Origin of the sequence: Pantoea sp. SORGH_AS_0659 (assembly GCF_031453915.1) — a bacterium.
GTDB lineage: Bacteria > Pseudomonadota > Gammaproteobacteria > Enterobacterales > Enterobacteriaceae > Pantoea > Pantoea leporis.
Genome location: NZ_JAVJAK010000001.1, coordinates 2,277,138 through 2,296,530, shown reverse-complemented (window position 1 = coordinate 2,296,530; position 19,393 = coordinate 2,277,138). Strand labels below are relative to the sequence as shown.

15 protein-coding genes are annotated in these 19,393 nt (G+C 56.1%); 8 read left to right on the top strand and 7 right to left on the bottom strand.

What is annotated here, in order from left to right:
• The first annotated feature begins 9 nt into the window (after positions 1–9).
• Positions 10–2,403, top strand: a complete 2,394-nt coding sequence (locus tag Q3H59_RS10670) for a glycoside hydrolase family 31 protein (RefSeq protein WP_309834732.1) — start codon at positions 10–12, stop codon at positions 2,401–2,403.
• 83 nt (positions 2,404–2,486) lie between these two features.
• Here the strand turns inward: Q3H59_RS10670 and Q3H59_RS10665 are convergent, their stop codons facing one another.
• Genes Q3H59_RS10665 through Q3H59_RS10655 form a run of 3 tightly spaced genes read right to left on the bottom strand, consistent with a single transcriptional unit; the run spans position 2,487 to position 3,538 of the window.
• The gene (locus tag Q3H59_RS10665) at positions 2,487–2,648 is read right to left on the bottom strand and encodes a hypothetical protein (RefSeq protein WP_225608150.1); all 162 of its coding nucleotides are present in this window, start codon (positions 2,646–2,648) and stop codon (positions 2,487–2,489) included.
• Positions 2,649–2,662: 14 nt separating this feature from the next.
• Positions 2,663–3,406 (bottom strand): LysR substrate-binding domain-containing protein, encoded by a 744-nt coding sequence (locus tag Q3H59_RS10660; protein ID WP_309834729.1) that lies wholly within the window; start codon positions 3,404–3,406, stop codon positions 2,663–2,665.
• A gap of 9 nt (positions 3,407–3,415) precedes the next feature.
• Positions 3,416–3,538, bottom strand: coding sequence for a LysR family transcriptional regulator (locus tag Q3H59_RS10655; protein ID WP_309834727.1), 123 nt, complete (start codon positions 3,536–3,538; stop codon positions 3,416–3,418).
• Positions 3,539–3,641: 103 nt separating this feature from the next.
• On the opposite strand from Q3H59_RS10655, the gene Q3H59_RS10650 reads away from it, so the two are divergent.
• A complete protein-coding gene (locus tag Q3H59_RS10650; protein WP_309834725.1) occupies positions 3,642–4,736 on the top strand; it encodes an NADH:flavin oxidoreductase in 1,095 nt (364 codons plus the stop codon).
• A 53-nt stretch (positions 4,737–4,789) separates the two neighbouring features.
• Here Q3H59_RS10650 and Q3H59_RS10645 read toward each other — a convergent pair whose 3' ends face one another.
• Positions 4,790–5,692, bottom strand: coding sequence for a ParB/Srx family N-terminal domain-containing protein (locus Q3H59_RS10645; protein ID WP_222233484.1), 903 nt, complete (start codon positions 5,690–5,692; stop codon positions 4,790–4,792).
• Between the two features lie 132 nt (positions 5,693–5,824).
• On the opposite strand from Q3H59_RS10645, the gene Q3H59_RS10640 reads away from it, so the two are divergent.
• Positions 5,825–6,457, top strand: coding sequence for a DapH/DapD/GlmU-related protein (locus Q3H59_RS10640; RefSeq protein ID WP_280172800.1), 633 nt, complete (start codon positions 5,825–5,827; stop codon positions 6,455–6,457).
• Between the two features lie 77 nt (positions 6,458–6,534).
• Positions 6,535–7,833 (top strand): Fic family protein, encoded by a 1,299-nt coding sequence (locus tag Q3H59_RS10635; RefSeq protein WP_309834723.1) that lies wholly within the window; start codon positions 6,535–6,537, stop codon positions 7,831–7,833.
• Between the two features lie 58 nt (positions 7,834–7,891).
• On the opposite strand, the gene Q3H59_RS10630 is transcribed toward Q3H59_RS10635, so the two are convergent.
• The 3 genes from Q3H59_RS10630 to Q3H59_RS10620 all read right to left on the bottom strand — a co-directional run bounded on the left by Q3H59_RS10630 (position 7,892) and on the right by Q3H59_RS10620 (position 11,363).
• Positions 7,892–8,857 carry a GT-D fold domain-containing glycosyltransferase gene (locus tag Q3H59_RS10630; protein WP_101764449.1) on the bottom strand — a complete coding sequence of 322 codons (966 nt, stop codon included), beginning with the start codon at positions 8,855–8,857 and terminating at the stop codon, positions 7,892–7,894.
• Between the two features lie 236 nt (positions 8,858–9,093).
• The gene (locus tag Q3H59_RS10625; RefSeq protein ID WP_309834720.1) at positions 9,094–10,437 is read right to left on the bottom strand and encodes an NtaA/DmoA family FMN-dependent monooxygenase; all 1,344 of its coding nucleotides are present in this window, start codon (positions 10,435–10,437) and stop codon (positions 9,094–9,096) included.
• Entirely contained in the window at positions 10,434–11,363 is a 930-nt protein-coding gene (locus tag Q3H59_RS10620) for an aliphatic sulfonate ABC transporter substrate-binding protein (protein WP_277974842.1), read from the bottom strand. The genes Q3H59_RS10625 and Q3H59_RS10620 overlap by 4 nt, the downstream gene beginning before the upstream one ends.
• Positions 11,364–11,731: 368 nt before the next feature.
• Here Q3H59_RS10620 and Q3H59_RS10615 point away from each other — a divergent pair, with 368 nt between their 5' ends.
• The 4 genes from Q3H59_RS10615 (at position 11,732) to Q3H59_RS10600 (ending at position 19,393) form a co-directional block, all read left to right on the top strand.
• Positions 11,732–14,092, top strand: coding sequence for a membrane-bound PQQ-dependent dehydrogenase, glucose/quinate/shikimate family (locus tag Q3H59_RS10615; RefSeq protein WP_309834716.1), 2,361 nt, complete (start codon positions 11,732–11,734; stop codon positions 14,090–14,092).
• A gap of 99 nt (positions 14,093–14,191) precedes the next feature.
• Positions 14,192–14,833, top strand: coding sequence for a glutamate racemase (locus tag Q3H59_RS10610; protein ID WP_309834714.1), 642 nt, complete (start codon positions 14,192–14,194; stop codon positions 14,831–14,833).
• A gap of 259 nt (positions 14,834–15,092) precedes the next feature.
• A complete protein-coding gene (locus Q3H59_RS10605; RefSeq protein WP_309834712.1) occupies positions 15,093–16,235 on the top strand; it encodes an efflux RND transporter periplasmic adaptor subunit in 1,143 nt (380 codons plus the stop codon).
• A 2-nt stretch (positions 16,236–16,237) separates the two neighbouring features.
• Positions 16,238–19,393 (top strand): efflux RND transporter permease subunit, encoded by a 3,156-nt coding sequence (locus Q3H59_RS10600; protein WP_192411870.1) that lies wholly within the window; start codon positions 16,238–16,240, stop codon positions 19,391–19,393.

The window sequence follows — 19,393 nt, the reverse complement described above, 5'->3', positions numbered from 1 at the left end:
TAGGTAACGATGAAAACGTTAAAAAATTGGTCATTAGCCGGTTCCGATGCACACCACGTGGCGTTAACCGTCGACGGCAAACACACGCTGTGTCTTTATGTGCTAGAAACGGGCATGTTCCGCGTGGCGATTAAACGTCATGGCGCATACAGCCTCGATCGCACCTGGAGCATCGCGCCAGAAAGTGATGTGCCGTGGGAAGGGCGTCAGCGTGACAGCCTGGCCGGATTCACCTTGCCATCGTTCACGCTGGAAGAAGAGGGCGACACGCTGGTGGTGGCCACCGATAAGCTGCGGGTGATCGTCCATCAACCGCTGGCGCTGGAGTGGCAATATTGCGACAGCCACGGCGCATGGCAGCTGCTGACCTGCGACCGTCCAACCAGCGCTTATCAAATCAACACGCACGGGGATGGCGTGGCGCACTATCAGTGCCGCATGAACGACGATCGCTATTATGGTCTGGGCGAGAAAACCGGCGATTTGCAGCGTAATGGCCAGCGCTATGAGATGCGTAACCTTGATGCGATGGGCTACAACGCGGCCTCCACCGATCCGCTGTACAAGCATGTGCCGTTTACCATCACCCGTCGTACCGATGTTAGCTTTGGTCTCTATTACGATAACCTCAGCAGCAGCTGGTTTGATCTGGGTAATGAACTCGATAACTATCACAAACCGTATCGCCGCTGGCAGGCGGAATGCGGTGATATCGACTATTACCTGTTTGTCGGTGACAAGGTGCTGGATGTCACCAAAGCCTTTGTGCGTCTCACAGGTAAAACGCTGTTCGGCCCGAAATGGAGCCTTGGCTACAGTGGTTCAACCATGCATTACACCGATGCGCCGGATGCACAACATCAGCTGATGAACTTCATTCGTCTCTGCGAAGAGCACGATATTCCGTGCGATTCATTCCAGCTCTCGTCCGGCTACACCTCAATTAACAACAAGCGCTACGTGTTCAACTGGAACTACGACAAAGTGCCGCAGCCGGAGGTGATGAGCCAGGCGTTTCACGACGCCGGCTTGCGCCTCGCCGCCAATATCAAACCGTGTCTGTTGCAGGATCATCCGCGTTATAACGAAGTGGCGGAACAAGGGCTGTTTATTCGTGACTCCGAAGAAGATGCGCCTGAACGTTCGGTGTTCTGGGATGACGAAGGTTCACATCTCGATTTTACCCATCCGCAAGCCGTCGCCTGGTGGCAGGAAAACGTCACCAAACAGCTGCTGGAAAAGGGCATCGATTCCACCTGGAACGATAATAACGAATATGAAGTGTGGGACGGCGAAGCGCGTTGCCACGGTTTCGGCACGCCAATTGCCATCAAACACATTCGCCCGGTGATGCCGCTGCTGATGATGCGCGCCTCGATGGAAGCGCAACAGCGCTTCGCGCCGGAAAAACGTCCTTTCCTGATTTCCCGTTCGGGTTGCGCCGGGATGCAGCGCTATGTGCAAACCTGGAGCGGCGATAACCGCACCAACTGGACCACGTTGCGTTACAACATCCGCATGGGATTGGGTATGAGCCTGTCCGGTTTGTACAACGTGGGACACGACGTCGGTGGCTTCTCCGGCGATAAACCAGATGCAGAACTGTTTGTGCGCTGGGTACAAAACGGCGTGATGCATCCGCGTTTCACCATTCACTCGTGGAATGACGATCACACCGTCAATGAACCCTGGATGTATCCGGCGGCTACGCCTGCGATCCGCGCCGCGATTGAACTGCGTTATCGTCTGCTGCCTTACCTCTATACGTTACTGTGGCAGGCGCATGCTGACGATGAACCGATGCTACGTCCGACTTTCCTCGATCATGAACAGGATGCGCAGACGTTCGCCGAGTGCGATGAGTTTATGCTGGGCCGCGATCTGCTGGTGGCCAGCGTGGTCGAACCCGGCCAGCGCGAGCGTCGTCTGTGGCTGCCCGACAACCAAACTGGCTGGTATGACTTCGCTACCCAGCAATGGTTCAGCGGCGGTCAATGGATCACGCTGGCGGCTCCGCTGGAAACCCAGCCGATGCTGGTGCGTGCCGGAGCGGGCTTACCGCTCAGCGAGCGCCTGCGTCATGTTGACACTAAAACTGACGATCGCCGCACCTTGCAGCTGTTCCCGCTGAAAGGCAAAGGGGTTAGCCACGGTATGCTGTTTGAGGATGATGGCGAAAGCTGGGGTTATCAGCAGGGCAATGCGCTGTGGCTCAACTGGAAAATGCGCAGCGATGCTGAGGCGATTCACCTCAACTTCCAGCGTAAAGGCAGCTTCCAGCCAGCCTGGCAGACGCTGAAGATTATGCTGCCGCCGGGTGAACAGCGTCAGCTGTTTATTGATGGCGTAGCGGTGGATAAGGCGCAGGCAGAAGCGGTGTTAGCGGATATTGCTGCGGAGTAATCGGTCGCCCTGAATGGCGGCACTACATCGATGTTGTATTCGTAGGGTGCGCATTCATGCGCACCTGGAATAAAGCAGAGAGATCAGTCGATTAACCCTTTCGCCCGCGCCAACAGAAACGCGGTAACCGTTGTCGCGTCGCTGATCTTTCCTGCCAGAATCAGTTCAAGAAATGCGTCGATTTTAATTTTCTTCGCGGTTAGTCCCACCTCTTCCGCATCCAGATTTTGCCCCTGATTCGCCATTCACATTTTCTGAATTAACGTGCCATCGCCAGTTTTAGGGCGTTTAGAAAAACCGTGACGCGCGTTGGCAGATGCCGTGCGGTGGGAAACAGCGCCCAGACGCCGAGCAGCTGCGGTTGAGCATCTCGCAAGGTAATCTCAGTCAGTTCACCTGCCGCCAACTCTTGCTGCACATCCCACGTAGAGAGCTGGGCGATGCCGCTGCCCGCTACGCATAAGGTACGCACGCCTTCCACATTGCTGCCGCTAAAACGGCCCTCAACGCTGACACTGGAAATATGGTCGTCGACTATAAAACTCCATTGCGGCACGCCGGATAAGCGCAGGCAGTTATGCTGATGCAAATCGGCCAGCAGCTTTGGCGTGCCGAAGCGCGCCAGATAGTCTGGAGAAGCACAGAGCACGCGCGGATTATCCGCCAGCCGCTGCGCGACTAAGCGCGAATCCCGCAGCGGGGCGATGCGAATGGCGACATCGTAGCCGAGCCCAACAATATCGGTGACGTTATCGCTGAGCTGGAAATCGATCTTCAGTTCGGGATTCTCCGCCATCAGCGCGGGCAGCAACGGAATAATGGTGCGGCGGCCAAAACCAGAAGGTGCGGTGATGCGCAGCTGGCCGGTGGCGCCCTGTTTATTCGGCGAGAACAAACTGCGCGCGCTCTGTTCGGTTTCTGTCAGGGTTTTGGCATAGGGCAGAAACTCTTCACCTTCATCAGTTAACGCAATGGCGCGGGTGGTGCGATGCAGCAGGCGCACGCCGAGATCTTATTCCAGCGAGGCGAGTCGGCGTGAGACCGTCATCGGCGTGGTGTTCAGTCGCCGCGCGGCCTGCGTCAGGCTGCGCGTCTGGGTGACCATCAGGAACACCTCAACATCTTTTGAGTTCATTGTAACGATTTCCGTTATACAGACGTATCATCATCGGCCATTTTTGTCCCTGTGGCGACCGAATATACTGCGCTCTGTAGATAATCCGCATCCAGAGAGCAACATGAGTGATAAACATCTTTTTCAGAGCGGCACACTGAACCGGCTGGCGCTGAAGAATCGCATTATGGTGGCACCCATGACGCGCATCTCCGCCAGCGTTGACGGCATACCAGGCGAACGTATGCAGCACTACTATCAGCGCTTCGTGCGCGGCGGCTTTAGCGCCATCATCACCGAAGGCATCTATATCGATGAAGCCTGGTCGCAAACCTATGCGTTTCAGGCGGGGCTGATTAACGCTAAACAGAGCGCCGGCTGGCGTGCGATCACCGATCGGGTGCATCAGTATGGCGGCAAAATCATTGCGCAGTTGATGCATGCCGGGGCGATATCGCAGGGCAACATCTATCGACCGGACACGCTCGCGCCCTCAGCGGTGCAGCCGCGCGGGGAACAACTCGGTTTCTATCACGGTCATGGCGCCTATCCGCTGCCACGCGAAATGAATGAAGAGCAGATCCAGCAGGTGATCGACAGCTTTGCGCACACTGCGGCGCGGGCAGTCGGCGAAGCGGGTTTTGATGGCATCGAAATTCATGGCGCTAACGGCTATCTGCTTGACCAGTTCTTTACCGATTACACCAATCAGCGCAACGATCGCTGGGGCGGCGATATCGTGGCACGTTTGTCTCTGACGCTGGCGGTGATCGCCGCGGTGCGCCAGCGCGTAGGCAAGGATGTTGCGCTGGGAATTCGCCTCTCACAGGGCAAAGTGAATGATTTTCATCACAAATGGCGGGAAGGCGAAGCGGGCGCGCGCCTGGTATTCGCCGCGATTGCTGAGGCCGGCGTGGATTATCTGCATCTGACTGAATATGACGCGCTGCAACCGGCGTTTGCCGATTCGCCGCTGTCATTGGTGCAAATTGCGCGTCAGGCGGCACCGAAATTGCCGATTATCGCCAATGGTGCGTTAAGTGATGCCAGCACGGCGGCGCAGGCGCTGGAGCAGGGCGCGGATTATGTGTCGATAGGCAAAAGCGCGCTAGCCAATCCCGACTGGCCGATGCGTATTCGTGATGGCGTGGAACTGCGCGAATTTGATAAAAATCTGCTGGCGCCATCGGCGGATGTGAAAAACTGCGAATTGGTTTAACGCTGAAAGGGCGCTGATGGGTGAATGGGTCGCCATGAATGGCGACCACGCGATTATTGCGCAAAAGCCCACGTCAGTTTGCCCTTGTCGGAGACCAGCTTCTCCAGCTTCTTCTCATTCACTTTCTTGCGTGCGCCTAACCGATCCGCCGTCAGCGGGCCGCTATCGCTGTGCGCAATCACCGTGTCTTTCGGCACGCTGGTCATCTTCTCAGCGATGGTTTCCAGCGCTTTGGCGTAACCGTTGCGGTTATTGAGGTCAAAGTTCTTCAGCGGCAGCTGTGTTTCCAGCCATTTGCCCCAGTAGAACTCGAGGAACGGCGGCGGATTCTGCTCCTTCTCAAAGCCAATATCGCGCACGAAATAGACCAGCGAGCGATATTCATCATTCTGCATATGCTGGCGGCCCAACTCTTTCGGCAGCGCATCCGGTTTAATTTTGCCTGCAGGCGTATCCAGCCATACCAGATGTGCCGTTTCCATTTTTTGCCAAAAGGCGGACATGGTTTTCAGGCTGCGGAAGTCATCGGTGATGCGCACTTGCACCGGCGTGTTAAGACCGGCGATATCGGCGAAATTGCTGAAAGTATGATGACCATCGGTGAGGTACAACACGTTATCCGGCGCAATCACCGCCGTTTTCATCGGCCCCGGTTCGCTGCCGACCGGCGCTTTACAGCTGAAGCTGCTGGGCTGCGAGAGACGTGATTTACTGTCAAATTTATCAACGCCTTTCTGCCCCATGCTTTCGCAATAATCATCGAACAGCTTTTTCGGTTCGGCTTCATAACGATGCTGTTTGTAATCCAGCTGACGATAGCCAATCGCAGCCTGCGTCGGATGGAGTTGCGCTAACTGCACTTGCACAATATCACCGGCTTTGATGTCGGCGGGCAGCGCGGCGGATGCCTGTCCGGCTGACCATAACAGCGCCAGTATTGACCACGGTGTTCTCATTCCTTTTCCTCGAATCGCCAGAAACAGATACGCACAATAGCATTAGTGTCATTTTGCCGCTGTAGTGTTGTCGCTCGCGGTTGCCCAGTCGCAACCGGTCATCCAGACATCTGACCACACGGAGCTTTGATTATGGCACTTGCTGCTGTGCAACCGACAAAACTGCAACACACTGTTATCGATCCCAGCGTGCGCATGCGCGAAACCCAGATTGGCGCGCAATGTGAAGTGCTGGCCGAAACCTATATCGAATACAGCGAACTGGGCGACTTCTCCTATCTGGGAGAGCATTGCTGCGTCGCCGATGCGCAAATCGGACGCTTTACCGCCATTGCCAATCATGTACGGATTGGCGCACCCAATCATCCGATGGATCGCGCCTCGCAGCACCGTTTCACCTACTGTCCGGAATACTACGATGCGCAGGCGGAACGCGATAATGGCTTCTTTGCTGACCGTCGCGCCGATCGCGTGATTATTGGCAATGATGTGTGGATTGGGCATGGCGTGATCGTACTGCCGGGTGTGGCGGTGGGTGACGGCGCGGTGCTGGCGGCCGGTGCGGTGGTGACGAAAGATGTGCCGCCATACACCATTGTCGGTGGCGTGCCAGCCAAAGTGATCCGTGCACGTTTCGCGGCGGATATTGCCGCGCAGCTGCAGGCGATTGCCTGGTGGAACTGGCCGCTGGAGAAGCTGATGGCGAATCTGGCCGATTTCCAGTCCTCCGATCTCCGCGCATTTTGCCAGCGGCACGGCAGCTAACTCCGCTGCAAGCGCCATTTGTCGTCGCAGCGAATCTCAAGTAAACTCAAAATACCCTGTTTTTGAGATTGCTTGAGATGAAACTGCGCCGCCCGCCCGTTCAACTTATTGATTCACTGAGTATCAGTGAGATTAACTCGCTTCTTGCCAGTCATGCCGAGTGGGATGAGCGCTATCTGCATTTCGATGAGTTATATCGTCGTGTCAGTGATAGTCAGACGCGTGAGAAAGTGTGGAGCGCACTGAAATTCAAGCGCCGCAGCAGCGCGCAGCACTTTGTGATCGCCGATCAAACCGTGACCTGTAATCTCACGGCCAAAATCACGGCAGCGATGTCGACAGTCGATCGTATGACCTTTGCGCGCAATGGCGAACCAACGGATGAGGATGCGGCTTCTTACCTGATGTCACAGCTGATCATGGAAGAGGCGATTTCATCCAGCCAGTTGGAAGGCGCGGCGACCACCTCGCGCGTGGCGATGGAGTTGCTGGCGGTGGGGCGTGCGCCGCGCAACGAAGATGAAAGCATGATCATGGGCAACTGGCGCTTGATGCAGCACATTGCCACGCTGGGTGACGCGCCGCTGACGCGCGCCGATATTCTGGAAATTCATCACATCGCCTGCGCCGGCATTAATGATGACAAATATCGGCCCGGCGCCGTGCGCGACAATAACGATGTGTTTGTTGCCGGGCGCGACGGCGAAATCATTCATCAGCCGCCGGATTATCAGCGGCTCAATAGCCTGCTGGACGCGCTATGCGCCGAAGTTGCGTGGCTGGAGCAGCAGGGCACGCATCCTTTGCTGGTGGCCTGCGTGATGCACTTTGCTATCGGCTACATTCACCCGTTCAATGATGGCAACGGGCGCACCGCACGCGGGCTGTTCTACCATCATCTGATTCGTCACGGTTACAGCGCGTTCCGCTACATCTCCATCAGCAAGCTGTTGAAAGCCGCGGCGGTAAAGTACGGCATTTCCTATCTTTACAGCGAAACTGATGAGATGGATCTGACCTATTTCGTGCAGTTTCAATGCGAAGTGGTGATGCGCGCGGTGACTGCCTTCACCGAGCAAATCGCCACGCTGCATAAAGAGCGGGAACGTTTAGTGACGTGGGTGGAAGAGCATATGACTTTAGCCAAAGGTGAGCTGGATATCATGGCCATCGCGCTGAATGCGCCGGGTTCGTTACTCAGCTCTGCCGGGATTAAATCGCGGCTCGGCATCGCGGATAACACCGCGCGTGCGCGCCTGAAAAACCTCACCGAACAGGGATTGTTGCGTCCACTAAAGGAGGGGAAAGGAACGGTGTACCAGGCGCCTGTTTCACTGCGCAAGCTGCAGGAGTGGCTGAAAAAGCGCGAAGGGTAACAGCGTTATCGCAAGCAATCTCAAAATGCCCTATTTTTGCGATTACTTGCGATGTGGATTAGATCGGCGGATGCATTACCATCGCCGATAGCACCGCTTCCTGCGGCAACCCGACATGCAGCAAAATCTGCTGGCGATAATGATCGTCGGCGTCGCGCGCATCGTCGCTGAGTAACACGCCCACTTCATTGACGTTCTTGCCGGCCACCTGCACCTTGTCACGCGCGGCACTGCGCATCCATTCGTACTCGATATCAATGTGGCCGGTATCAATGCAGCGAATGCCATGCTGGCTGAGATCGTAAGCCAGCACCGTGGCGGTGGGGCCGAGCGACATCAGCACCATATCGTAATCGCGTGCGTGCGCCAGCACCGAGCTGTAGAGCTCGTTGTAGACCGAGAAGGCGTTGCGATTGAGCGTGGTGATGCGTTTAATCTCCCGCGCGCCATCGAGCAGATCGTTACCGATGCCGAGACGCGTGCCGCTGCCTTCCACAATTAATATCTTTTTATCGCTGAACAGCTGCTTGAACTTATTAAACACGCGAACCGCCTGCTGCTTGTCCTTATAATCGTGATAGGGACGCGTAACGGAGGTATTGCCGTAGCGGTAATCTTTCTTTAATAAGCTTTCATAATGGCGAAAATAAAATGCTTTATGAAAAAACCAGAATAGGGCCGAACCAAAACGCATATTCGCGGTGCCGCGAAAGGCATCGGGCATACACAATAAACACGGATTCTTCGGCTGACTTCCGCGCCGTAATATCTCTTTAAGGCGAATAGAGAGTCGTTCATCAAAAGATTGAAAGCCGATATTCTTGAACAAAGTCATTTCCAATTCGCCGTCGCCATAGCGGCTTACGGAGAGCTTGTGGTTGCTGAGCAGCAGGTCAATGGTCTGTTCAGGCGACATCACCTGATATTGCCGGGCTCGCGCATTGGCAACCGGAAACTTAAAAGCAGCGTGTGTGAGTTTAAAAGGAAAACGTAATTTACGATAAAAGAAATCTGCGCTAATCATCATAACCTTCTTTTTATTAGCGGCCTTGCCGCAGAGCAGTTACGTGATTTATATCACGCTTAATCCGGGATAACAGGCTGAGGAAACTCTCAAAAAGTCATTGCGGCGCAATGGCTAATCAATTTAAAAAAGATTAAATGAAGAGGGGATAAATAAAACTGTAATAAAACCGCACTTATTCGCGCTGCTATGATAATTGTTGCCAGGAATAATCGCAGCAGCGCATTAATGATTAATTAAGTTATTTCAATTGATGACGAAAGGTTAAAGCGATTTTCCGGCTTTACTAAGCCTAAACGATCGCGCAGCGTGCCCGGTTGATAGTCGCTGCGGAAGACGCCCGCAGCCTGCAGGCGCGGGACAACCTGTTCGAGGAAGCGATCTTCGTTCTCGTCAATGTAGGCGGGCAGAATGACAAAACCGTCGCAGGCCTGATGCTGATACCAGTCAATCATCTGCTGCGCAATGCTATCCGCTGTGCCGGTCGGTGCCGGGAACGACAAGCTCTCGGCGTAGCGTTTCGCCATCTCGCCCAGCGGCAGGTTCTGCTCAATGGCGCTGGCGATCACATACTGAAAACGGCCTTTGCTGCCGGTGATCTTTTCACGCAGGTCAGGCACCGGCCCGTCAATGGGGTACTGCGACAGATCGATATTCATGCTAGCCGAAACAAAGCTGAGGCCCGATTCCACGGTAATCAATGATTTCAGGTATGCCGCACGCTCTTCGGCATCGCGCTGCGTATTGCCGACAATCGGCACCATGCCGGGCAGAATGCGCAGTTGATCGGGCTGACGCTGATACTGCAGCGCACGCTGTTTCAGGGTTTGATAAAACTGCTGCGCGCGTTCCCGATTGGGTTGCACCACAAACAGCACTTCCGCCTGTTGCGCGGCCAGATCGATAAAGGCTTCCGATACGCCAGCCTGGATCACCACCGGATGACCTTGCGGCGGACGCGGCAGATTAAGCGGTCCCTGCACGTTGAAAGATTCACCCTGATGATCAAGCCTATGGAAGCGTGCCGGGTCGGCAAAGTGCGCCTGCGCTTTATCCAGAATCAGCGCGTCCTCTTCAAAGCTGTCCCACAGCGCTTTCATGACATCAATAAATTCAGCCGCGCGGCGATAGCGAGCTTCATGGCTGAAGTGCTCGCTGCGACCAAAGTTGCGCGCTTCGGCGTGGCTCAACGAGGTAACCACGTTCCACGCTGCGCGCCCGCCGCTAATATGGTCGATGTTTGCCAGCTGACGCGCGGTGGTGTAAGGCACCGAATAGGAGGAGGAAACCGTGCCGCCGAGGCCGATGTGGTCAGTCACCGCCGCCAGCGCGGCTAATAATGTTAAGGGTTCAGACCAGCCAACCTGACGATGCTGCACGGTGTGCGCCAGATGCCCGCCGTAAACATCATCAATCGCCAGCTTGTCCGCGACAAAAATCATGTCCAGCTTCGCGTCTTCGGCGCGCTGGGCGATTTTGCGGTACAGCGGCCAGTTACTGCCGCCGGTCGCGGCCGAATCGGGATGGCGCCAGCCGCCCTGATGAATGCCGGAGTCGAGGTAGAGCGCCAGATTCATCATGGTTTGGCGGCTCCGTTGGCGTTAAAGAAGGAGGCATCCACCAGTTTGTCGGCTTTTAAGCCGGGTTTGATCAGGCCGCCACGGGTGAAGGTATCAATCGCCAACTGCTGGCGTTTCTCTACCAACGCGTAATCTTCTACCGGCGCGTTGTTTTCACGCTGTACTTTACTCAGCGCCACCGCATCTGGCAGACGCAGCAGTTTGGCGATCTCGCTGGCGTAGGCTTGTGGATGCGCCACGCCCCACGCACGTGCGCGAATCAGGCGCTCGCGGAAGTCCGTGAGCTGTTCACGCTTGCTGGCGATGGCGCTATCGGTCGCCACCAGATAGTTTGAAACTGGCGAATTTTTGCCGTCGATGGCGATGCGATCGCCGGACTGCGCCACGGCAAAGGACACATAAGGTTCCCAGGTTGCCACCGCATCCACCGCGCCATTATCCAGCGCCAGCGTCGCTTCCGACGGCGTGGTGAAGACAAAATTGACGCTGTCGTCGGGCAAACCCGCTTCGTGCAGCGCATTCAGCACCATGTTTTGCCCGGCCGATCCTTTTACCGTCGCCACTTTCTTGCCTTTTAGGTCGGCGATGCTGTGCAGGGCGCTGTCCTTTTTCACCAGGATGGCATTGCCGAGATATTGCGATGCCTGAATGGCGCGGATCTGCGCGCCTGCGGCCACGGCAAACGACAGCGGACCATCGCCGACTAAGCCGGCATCCAGATGCTGGGAGTTGAGCGACTCCAGCAGCGGCGCAGCGTTGGGGAACTCATACCATTTGATTTCATACGGCACATTGTTGAGCTCGCCAGCGGCGGACATCACCGCGCGAGCATTGCCTTTTTGATCGCCGACGATCAGTGGGTCAGTTGCAGCGTGAGAAGTCACCGCGAGGAGCAACAATGAGCTGGCTAATAAAGTGATTTTCATAACGTTTCCCGGGTAAAAAGAAAACAGCGTAAGTTTTCTACTACAGCGGGCGTAGTAACAAATCTGCGCAAGGTTATGTCTCAGGCGCAAATTCCCCCAAAATCGCGCATCCTCGCCATTTTTCGTTATCAAAAAATGCGAATTTTCCTCACTAATGATTAATTCTCTCAACGAAAATGAAACGTGATTTCAGTCACAGATTGAACGAGGCGGTAGCTGGCAGCCATTAGCCAAACTACATTCATTAGCGGAGCTAACGACACACCTCGCAACGGGTTTTTACTAAACGGTAACGTAAGTTAAAATTCTGTTGATTTTATGTGGGGTTATTTTTGAGGTTTTTCGATGAATATGGTTGAGGGATTAGCATGGTTAACAAATTAACCAGTATCGTGCTCGCGATTCTGGCGATTGCCTTGCTGTACATGGGCGGCAAGCTGTTGATGCTGGGCGGCAGCGCCTTCTATGCGCTGATGGCGGTGGGATTACTTATCACCGCAATATTACTGTTCCGCAACCAGCGCAGCGCGCTGGCGCTTTATGCGGTGCTGATGTGGATTACGCTCGCCTGGATTATCTGGGAAGTGGGCTTTGATAAATGGCAGTGGATCCCACGCGGTGACCTGTTCGGCGTGATCGGCCTGTGGCTGGCGATGCCGTGGGTGGTGAAACCGCTGTATCGCGGTGAACGCCGTTTCCACGCCTTCCTCGGCGGCACCGTGATTATCATGATCGTGGTGGTGATTGGTCTGTGCTTCTACGATCCGGTTCCGCAGCAAGGCACCATCAGCAATGCCCGCGAGCAAAACAGCGAGCAGGGCGCCGCTAACGACTGGACCGCGTACGGTGGTTCGTCTGACGGCCTGCGTTTCTCGGCGCTGAATCAGATCAGCAAAGACAACGTCAAAAACCTCGAAGTTGCATGGACCTATCACACCGGTGATTTGCGCCAGGATGCGGATGCCACCGAATACACCTTCGAAGCTACGCCGCTGAAAGCCAACGGTATGCTGTATTTCTGTACGCCGCATAACGAAGTGCATGCGCTTGATCCGGAAACCGGCGCGGTGAAGTGGAAATTTATGCCAAATAAAGACCGCTCTTACCTGCAGCAGCATCAGACCTGTCGCGGCGTAAGCTACTACGAAGAAACTCCGGTTGCCGCACAGGATAGCGCCGCGAATCCGGCCATCTGCCGTAAGCGTATCTTTAACGCCACCACCGATGCGCAGCTGATTGCGCTGGATGCCGATACCGGTAAACCGTGCGCAGATTTCGGTCAGAACGGTGTGGTTGATCTGCACGCCAACATGGGTGAAGTACGTCCACATGCGCTGATGCAAACCGCAGCACCGCTGGTGGCGGGCAAGCTGGTGATCGTTGGCGGTTCCGTGATGGATAACGGCTTCAACAGCGGCAACCCGTCAGGCGTGATCCGTGCCTATGACGTGCAAAGCGGTCGTCTGGTGTGGAACTTTGATCCGGCTAACCCGGATAACACCGCGCCAATTGCTGCCGGTCAAAACTACCCGCAGGACACGCCAGTGGCGTGGGGCACGCTGAGTGCTGACCTGAAAAATGGCGTAGTCTATGTGCCGTTTGGTAACGCTTCACCGGATGAAGTGGGCATTGAACGCGATCCGAACAGCAACACCGAGAAGTTCCGTGATGCGCTGGTGGCGCTGGATCTGCAAACCGGTGCGTTCAAATGGCGCTATCAAAGCTCCAACCACGACCTGTGGGACCGCGATAATCCGTCACAGCCTTCGTTGGTGGACATCGATTATCAAGGCCAGAAGCAGCCTGTGGTGATCCTGCCGACCAAAACCGGCAACCTGTTTGTGCTGAACCGTCTTACCGGCCAGCCGGTGTATCCGGTGAACCAGGTGAAGGTTTCTACTGAAGGTGGCGTAGCGGGTGAGAAATTTGCGTCGACTCAGCCGGTTTCCAGCCTGAACTTCATCCCGCAGCCGTTGACCGAGAAGTCAATGTGGGGCATTACGCCGTTTGACCAGATGTCATGCCGCATGGATTTCCGTAGCCTGCGCTATGATGGCAATCCGTGGACGCCCGCAACGGAAGGCGGTTCACTGATCTTCCCTGGCAACATTGGTGTGTTCAACTGGGGTTCTGTTGCTGTCGATCCGCAGCGTCAAATGCTGATTGCCGCGCCAGTGCGTCTGGCCTACAAGTACAACCTGATCAAACGCACCGAGCAGACCGCCACCGAGCGCCTGTTTACCAAAGATGGCACGCCATACTGGAACGAAAACTTCCACGGTGACTACGCGATCCATATCCAGCAGATGGCGTCAGGCCTCGGCATTCCCTGTGTTGCGCCGCCTTGGGGCCGCATGGTGGGCGTGGATCTGAAGACCGGTAAAACCGAATGGCTGCGCCGCGTGGGCGTCACCAAAAACCTGAAGACCAGCTTCCTGCCGGGCCGCTTCCCCATCGGCTTCCCGATGGGCATGGTGGCGCACGGTGGTCCATTGCTGACCGCAGGGGATTTGGTGTTCCACGGTGCAACTGCGGATAACTTCTTCCGCGCCTACGACAGCACCACCGGCGAACTGCTGTGGCAGACCGAGCTGAGTGCCGGTGCGCAAGCCACGCCGTCTACCTTTATGGGTAAAGACGGTAAGCAGTACGTGGTGATTGCCGCAGGCGGTCACGGTTCGCTTGGCACCCAGGCGGGTGACAGCGTTGTGGCATTCCGTTTGAAGTAATTGCAGTGAAATAGAATAAGGCGCCCGCTGTGGCGCCTTTTTTTGTTTTTGTCAGGTTATATTGAGCATCCCTAAGAGACGCCACTAATCAGGAATTCTATGACTATCGCCTGCCTGCATACCGCCGCCAGTAATATCGCTATTTTCGATGACGCCGCGCACTCATTGGGCATGAGCAACGGCGCACTAAGTCATATCGTGATGCCGCATTTGCTGGCGGAAGCGGAGCTGACCGGTGGCATGACCGCTTCGCAGCAGCAAAAACTGGAACAGCTGTTACGCAGCCTGACGCCGTGGTTCGACGCGATTCTGATTACCTGCTCGACGCTGGGTCCGGTTGCCGATGGTTTTTGTGTTGAAGGGCATGATTGCCCGGTGTATCGCACCGATCGCATGCTGGCCGATGAGGTGTGCCGTTTGCCGGGAAAATCTCTGGTGCTGTGTGCGGCGGAATCCACGCTGGCGGCGACGCGCGCGCTGTTTTGCCCAGCGACGCTGCCGGTTGAACAGCATCCTGTTGTGCAGCTGATTCCTGGCGCATGGGCGGCGTTCAAAGCGGGTCATCAGGATGCGTATCTGCAGATGATTGCGCATGCGGTGGCAGACGGGAAGCAGCAGGGCGCAGATCATGTGGCGCTGGCCCAGGTTTCCATGGCGGCGGCGTCCAGGCTGTTTAGCGCCGATAGTCAGCCGTTAACCAGCCCGCAGCTGGCGTTAAAAGTGGTACATAATTTTTCGTAGGGTGCGCATGCAAGACCGCGCATCGGGTTAACGTTTACTTTCATGTAAATAATAATCATTTGCATTAGTGGTTATAACTCATTATCGTTAGCAACACTTTGTAACCTATCGCGATTTAACCTTTAAAAATCCTCAATCAAAGAGGACGCTATTCTGCTATCGCTTTTCAGGAGCGCTCTTTTCATTTTCCTGACATACGCCCACATCCGCGATTTGGTAGACTCAAGATTGAGAATGAACGTTCACTACAGGATTATTCATGAAGAATTTTCAGCGCACGGCCATCGCCGGGCTGGTGTTATTGCTCGCCGCCTGTGACCAAAATAGCGCCCCGCCAGCGGGCGACATGACCACCGAAGTCAGCGTGAAAACGCTGCAAACTGAGTCGGTGACGCTCGATAGTCAACTCACCGGACGCGTGGTGGGCAGCATGGTGTCGGAAGTGCGTCCGCAGGTGGACGGTATCATCCAGAAGCGCCTGTTTACCGAAGGCGACGAAGTCAAAGCCGGTCAGGTGCTGTATCAAATCGATGCAGCCAGCTATCAGGCCAGCTACGATCAGGCCGTTGCGCAGTTGAAAAATGCGCAGGCGTTAGTGAAAAGCAGCCAGTTAAAATCCGCGCGCTATAGCGCGCTGGTGAAAGAGAATGGCGTATCGCGTCAGGATGCCGACGATGCGCTGGCAACCTATCAACAGAACGTGGCGTCGGTTGATCAATATCGTGCCGCCGTCGAAAGCGCCCGCATCAACCTCAACTACACGCAAATCAAAGCACCGATTTCTGGCCGCATCGGCATCTCGTCAGTGACGCCGGGCGCGCTGGTGACCTCGGCGCAAACCACGGCGCTGGCGACCATTCGCGCGCTCGATCCGATCTATGTCGATCTCACGCAATCCAGCGTGCAACTGCTGAAACTGAAGCGTCAGCAGGCTTCCCTCCAGCAGAGCAGCGATGTGGTGCCAGTAACGGTAAAACTGGAAGACGGCAGCAATTACGATCATCCCGGCAAGCTGGAACTGACTGAAGTGGCGGTTGATGAAGCCACCGGAACCGTTACGCTGCGCGCTATTTTCCCTAATCCGCAGCATGAATTGTTGCCGGGCATGTATGTGCGCGCCAGCGTCACTAACGGCGTTAAAAAGGATGCGATTCTGGCCCCGCAGCAGGGCATCACGCGTGATGCTAAGGGCAACGCCACGGCGCTGGTGGTGGATAACGAGAACAAAGTGCAAAGCCGGGAAGTGGTGACCGATCGGGTTATCGGCAACACCTGGCTGGTGACCAGCGGTTTAAACAGCGGCGACAAGCTGATTGTCGAAGGCACCGCCAAAGTGCAGGCCGGGATGACGGTAAAAGCAGTTGAAGTGACGCCAAACAGCGCCCGCAGCGGAGGCCAGTAATTATGTTGGCTCAGTTCTTTATTCGCCGCCCGGTATTCGCCTGGGTGATTGCCATCTGCATCATGATGTTTGGCGTGCTCAGCATTAAAAGCCTGCCGATTGCGCAATATCCCGACGTCGCACCGCCGCAGATCAGTATTCAGGCCACTTACACCGGCGCGTCGGCGGAAACGCTGGAAAGCAGCGTCACGCAGGTGATCGAGCAGCAGCTCACCGGCCTCGACGGCTTGCTTTATTTCGATTCCACCAGCACCGCCTCAACCGGCCAGGTAAAAATCAGCGTCACTTTCCAGCAGGGCACCGATCCGGATATTGCGCAGGTGCAGGTGCAGAACAAAGTGCAGCAGGCCGAAAGCCGCTTGCCGACGTCCGTTACCACGCAAGGCGTGACGGTGGAGAAGGCGCAAAGCGACTTCCTGCTGATTCTGGCGCTGTACGATAAAACCAACCAAAGCACCTCGGCCGATGTGGCGGACTACATGGTCAGCAACATGGAAGATACGCTGGCGCGCGTGCCGGGCGTCGGTAGCGTGCAGGTGTTTGGTGCCGAATACGCCATGCGCATCTGGCTCGATCCCGCCAAACTCGCCTCCTTTTCGCTGATGCCGTCCGATGTGACCAGCGCGCTGGAGAGCCAGAATACCCAGGTTTCCTCCGGTCAGCTGGGCGCGCAACCGGCCAGCAAAGAGCAGCAGCTGGTGGCGACCGTGCGTTCGCGTTCACGTCTGCAAACGCCGGAACAGTTCCGCAATATCGTGTTGAAAAGCCAAAGCGACGGCTCGGTGGTGCATCTGAGTGATGTGGCACGCGTGGAAATGGGTGACGAGGATTACAGCGCCAACGTGCTGGCGAACGGTCATCCGGCTTCAGGGATTGCGGTGCAACTGGCGTCCGGCGCCAATGCGCTTTCAACCGCCGAACAGGTGAAAGCCACCATCGACGAGTTCCGCAGCAGCATGCCGCCGGGCTATGAAGTGGCGTATCCGCTCGACAGCACCGACTTCGTGAAAATCTCGATTGAAGAGGTGGTGAAAACCCTGATCGAGGCGGTGATTCTGGTGGTGATCGTGATGTTCGTGTTTCTGCAGAACATCCGCACCACGCTGATTCCGGCGATTGCCGTGCCGGTGGTGTTGCTGGGAACCTTTGGCGTGCTGTCACTGTTCGGGTACTCGATCAACACCTTAACCATGTTCGGCATGGTGCTCGCCATCGGGCTGTTAGTGGATGACGCAATCGTGGTGGTGGAGAACGTCGAACGTGTGATGCGCGAAGAGGGTTTGCCGCCGCGTCAGGCCACTGAGAAATCGATGAAAGAGATCACCGGCGCGCTGATTGGTATCGCGCTGGTGCTGTCGGCGGTGTTTCTGCCGATGACCTTCTTTAGCGGCTCAACCGGCGTTATCTATCGTCAGTTCTCCATCACCATTGTGTCATCGATGGTGCTGTCGGTGATCGTGGCGTTAACGTTGACGCCGGCGTTGTGCGCCACGCTGCTCAAACCGCACAACGAAGAAGGCGGCCAAAAGGGCTTTTTCGGCTGGTTCAATCGCAGCTACGAGCGCGTGCAGGCGCGTTATCACAACGGCGTGGGTCATGTGCTGCACAGTTCGGTGCGCTATCTGCTGCTCTACGCGGTGCTGCTGATCGGTTGCGCGGTGCTGTATATGCGTTTGCCGACCGGCTTCCTGCCGACTGAGGATCAGGGCTATATCATGGTGCAATACCAGCTGGCACCGGGCGCGACGGAAAACCGCACCAGCGCGGTTCGTCGTCAGGTGCAGGAATACTTCGCCACCAAAGAAAAAGACAACATCAACGTCAGTATGCTGGTGAATGGCTTCAGTTTTGCCGGCAGCGGCCAGAACGCCGGGATTGGCTTTATCTCGCTGAAGAACTGGAGCGAGCGTAAAGGTGCTGAAAACAGTGCCGATGCCATTGCCGCGCGTGCCATGGCCAATCTTGCCAGCATTCGTGATGCGCAGATCTTCGTGCTGTCGCCGCCGTCGGTGTCCGGTTTAGGGCAGTCAGACGGATTCACCTTTGAGCTGCAGGCGCGTGGTGCCACCGGGCGCGATCAGCTACTGCAAATGCGCAATCAGCTGATTGCTGAAGCCAATCAGGATCCGCTGCTCAGCGCGGTGCGTGCCAACACCTTGCCGGATTTGCCGCAGCTGCAGGTCAATATCGACGATGAAAAAGCGCAGTCGCTGGGTCTCACCATCAGCGACATCAACGACACGCTCAGTGCGGCGATTGGCGGCAGCTACATCAACGACTTCACCGATCGTGGCCGCGTGAAGAAGGTTTACATGCAGGGCGATCAGCAGTTCCGCAGCAAGCCGGAAGATATCGATCGCTGGTACGTGCGCGGCAGCGATAGCAACAGCAATACCACCATGGTGCCGTTTGCGTCGTTTGCCTCCTCAGAGTGGGCGTATGGCCCGGATGTACTGTCTCGCTATAACGGCCTCGCGTCTTACGAAATCGAAGGTTCGGCGGCGGCCGGCAAGAGTTCCGGGGATGCGATCAGCGCGATGGAAAAACTGGCGGCGAAGTTGCCGGCGGGCACCACCTTTGCGTGGAGCGGCTTGTCCTATCAGGAAAAACTCTCCGGCAACCAGGCGATGTCGCTGTATGGCATCTCGCTGATTGTGGTGTTTCTGTGCCTGGCGGCGTTGTATGAAAGCTGGTCGGTGCCGTTCTCGGTGATGATGGTGGTGCCGCTGGGGGTGATCGGCTCGCTGCTGGCGATCAGCCTGCGCGGGCTGGAAAACGACGTCTACTTCCAGGTGGCGCTGTTAACCATCATTGGCTTGTCGGCGAAGAACGCGATTCTGATCGTTGAGTTCGCCGAAGACAATTACCGCAAAGGGGAAAGCCTGGTGAAGGCGGCGACGCACGCGGCATCGATGCGCCTGCGGCCCATCATTATGACTTCGCTGGCATTTACCGCTGGCGTATTGCCGCTTGCGATTTCCACCGGCGCGGGCGCCAACAGCCGTATTGCGATTGGTACTGGTATTATTGGCGGCACGCTGACCGCTACCTTGCTGGCGATCTTCTTTGTACCGCTGTTCTTTGTTCTGGTGCGTCGCGTGTTCCCGGCGATACCGCATGACGATAATCATGCATCTGTGGCCAAGGCGGGGGAATAA

Excerpts from the sequence above, each read along its gene's own strand:
- Q3H59_RS10665 (WP_225608150.1), bottom strand. The coding sequence starts at position 2,648 with ATGGCGAATCAGGGGCAAAATCTGGATGCGGAAGAGGTGGGACTAACC.
- Q3H59_RS10605 (WP_309834712.1), top strand. The coding sequence starts at position 15,093 with ATGAAGAATTTTCAGCGCACGGCCATCGCCGGGCTGGTGTTATTGCTC.
- Q3H59_RS10670 (WP_309834732.1), top strand. The coding sequence starts at position 10 with ATGAAAACGTTAAAAAATTGGTCATTAGCCGGTTCCGATGCACACCAC.
- Q3H59_RS10635 (WP_309834723.1), top strand. The coding sequence starts at position 6,535 with ATGAAACTGCGCCGCCCGCCCGTTCAACTTATTGATTCACTGAGTATC.
- Q3H59_RS10630 (WP_101764449.1), bottom strand. The coding sequence starts at position 8,857 with ATGATTAGCGCAGATTTCTTTTATCGTAAATTACGTTTTCCTTTTAAA.
- Q3H59_RS10650 (WP_309834725.1), top strand. The coding sequence starts at position 3,642 with ATGAGTGATAAACATCTTTTTCAGAGCGGCACACTGAACCGGCTGGCG.
- Q3H59_RS10625 (WP_309834720.1), bottom strand. The coding sequence starts at position 10,437 with ATGATGAATCTGGCGCTCTACCTCGACTCCGGCATTCATCAGGGCGGC.
- Q3H59_RS10655 (WP_309834727.1), bottom strand. The coding sequence starts at position 3,538 with ATGAACTCAAAAGATGTTGAGGTGTTCCTGATGGTCACCCAGACGCGC.
- Q3H59_RS10645 (WP_222233484.1), bottom strand. The coding sequence starts at position 5,692 with ATGAGAACACCGTGGTCAATACTGGCGCTGTTATGGTCAGCCGGACAG.
- Q3H59_RS10640 (WP_280172800.1), top strand. The coding sequence starts at position 5,825 with ATGGCACTTGCTGCTGTGCAACCGACAAAACTGCAACACACTGTTATC.
- Q3H59_RS10620 (WP_277974842.1), bottom strand. The coding sequence starts at position 11,363 with ATGAAAATCACTTTATTAGCCAGCTCATTGTTGCTCCTCGCGGTGACT.
- Q3H59_RS10610 (WP_309834714.1), top strand. The coding sequence starts at position 14,192 with ATGACTATCGCCTGCCTGCATACCGCCGCCAGTAATATCGCTATTTTC.
- Q3H59_RS10600 (WP_192411870.1), top strand. The coding sequence starts at position 16,238 with ATGTTGGCTCAGTTCTTTATTCGCCGCCCGGTATTCGCCTGGGTGATT.
- Q3H59_RS10615 (WP_309834716.1), top strand. The coding sequence starts at position 11,732 with ATGGTTAACAAATTAACCAGTATCGTGCTCGCGATTCTGGCGATTGCC.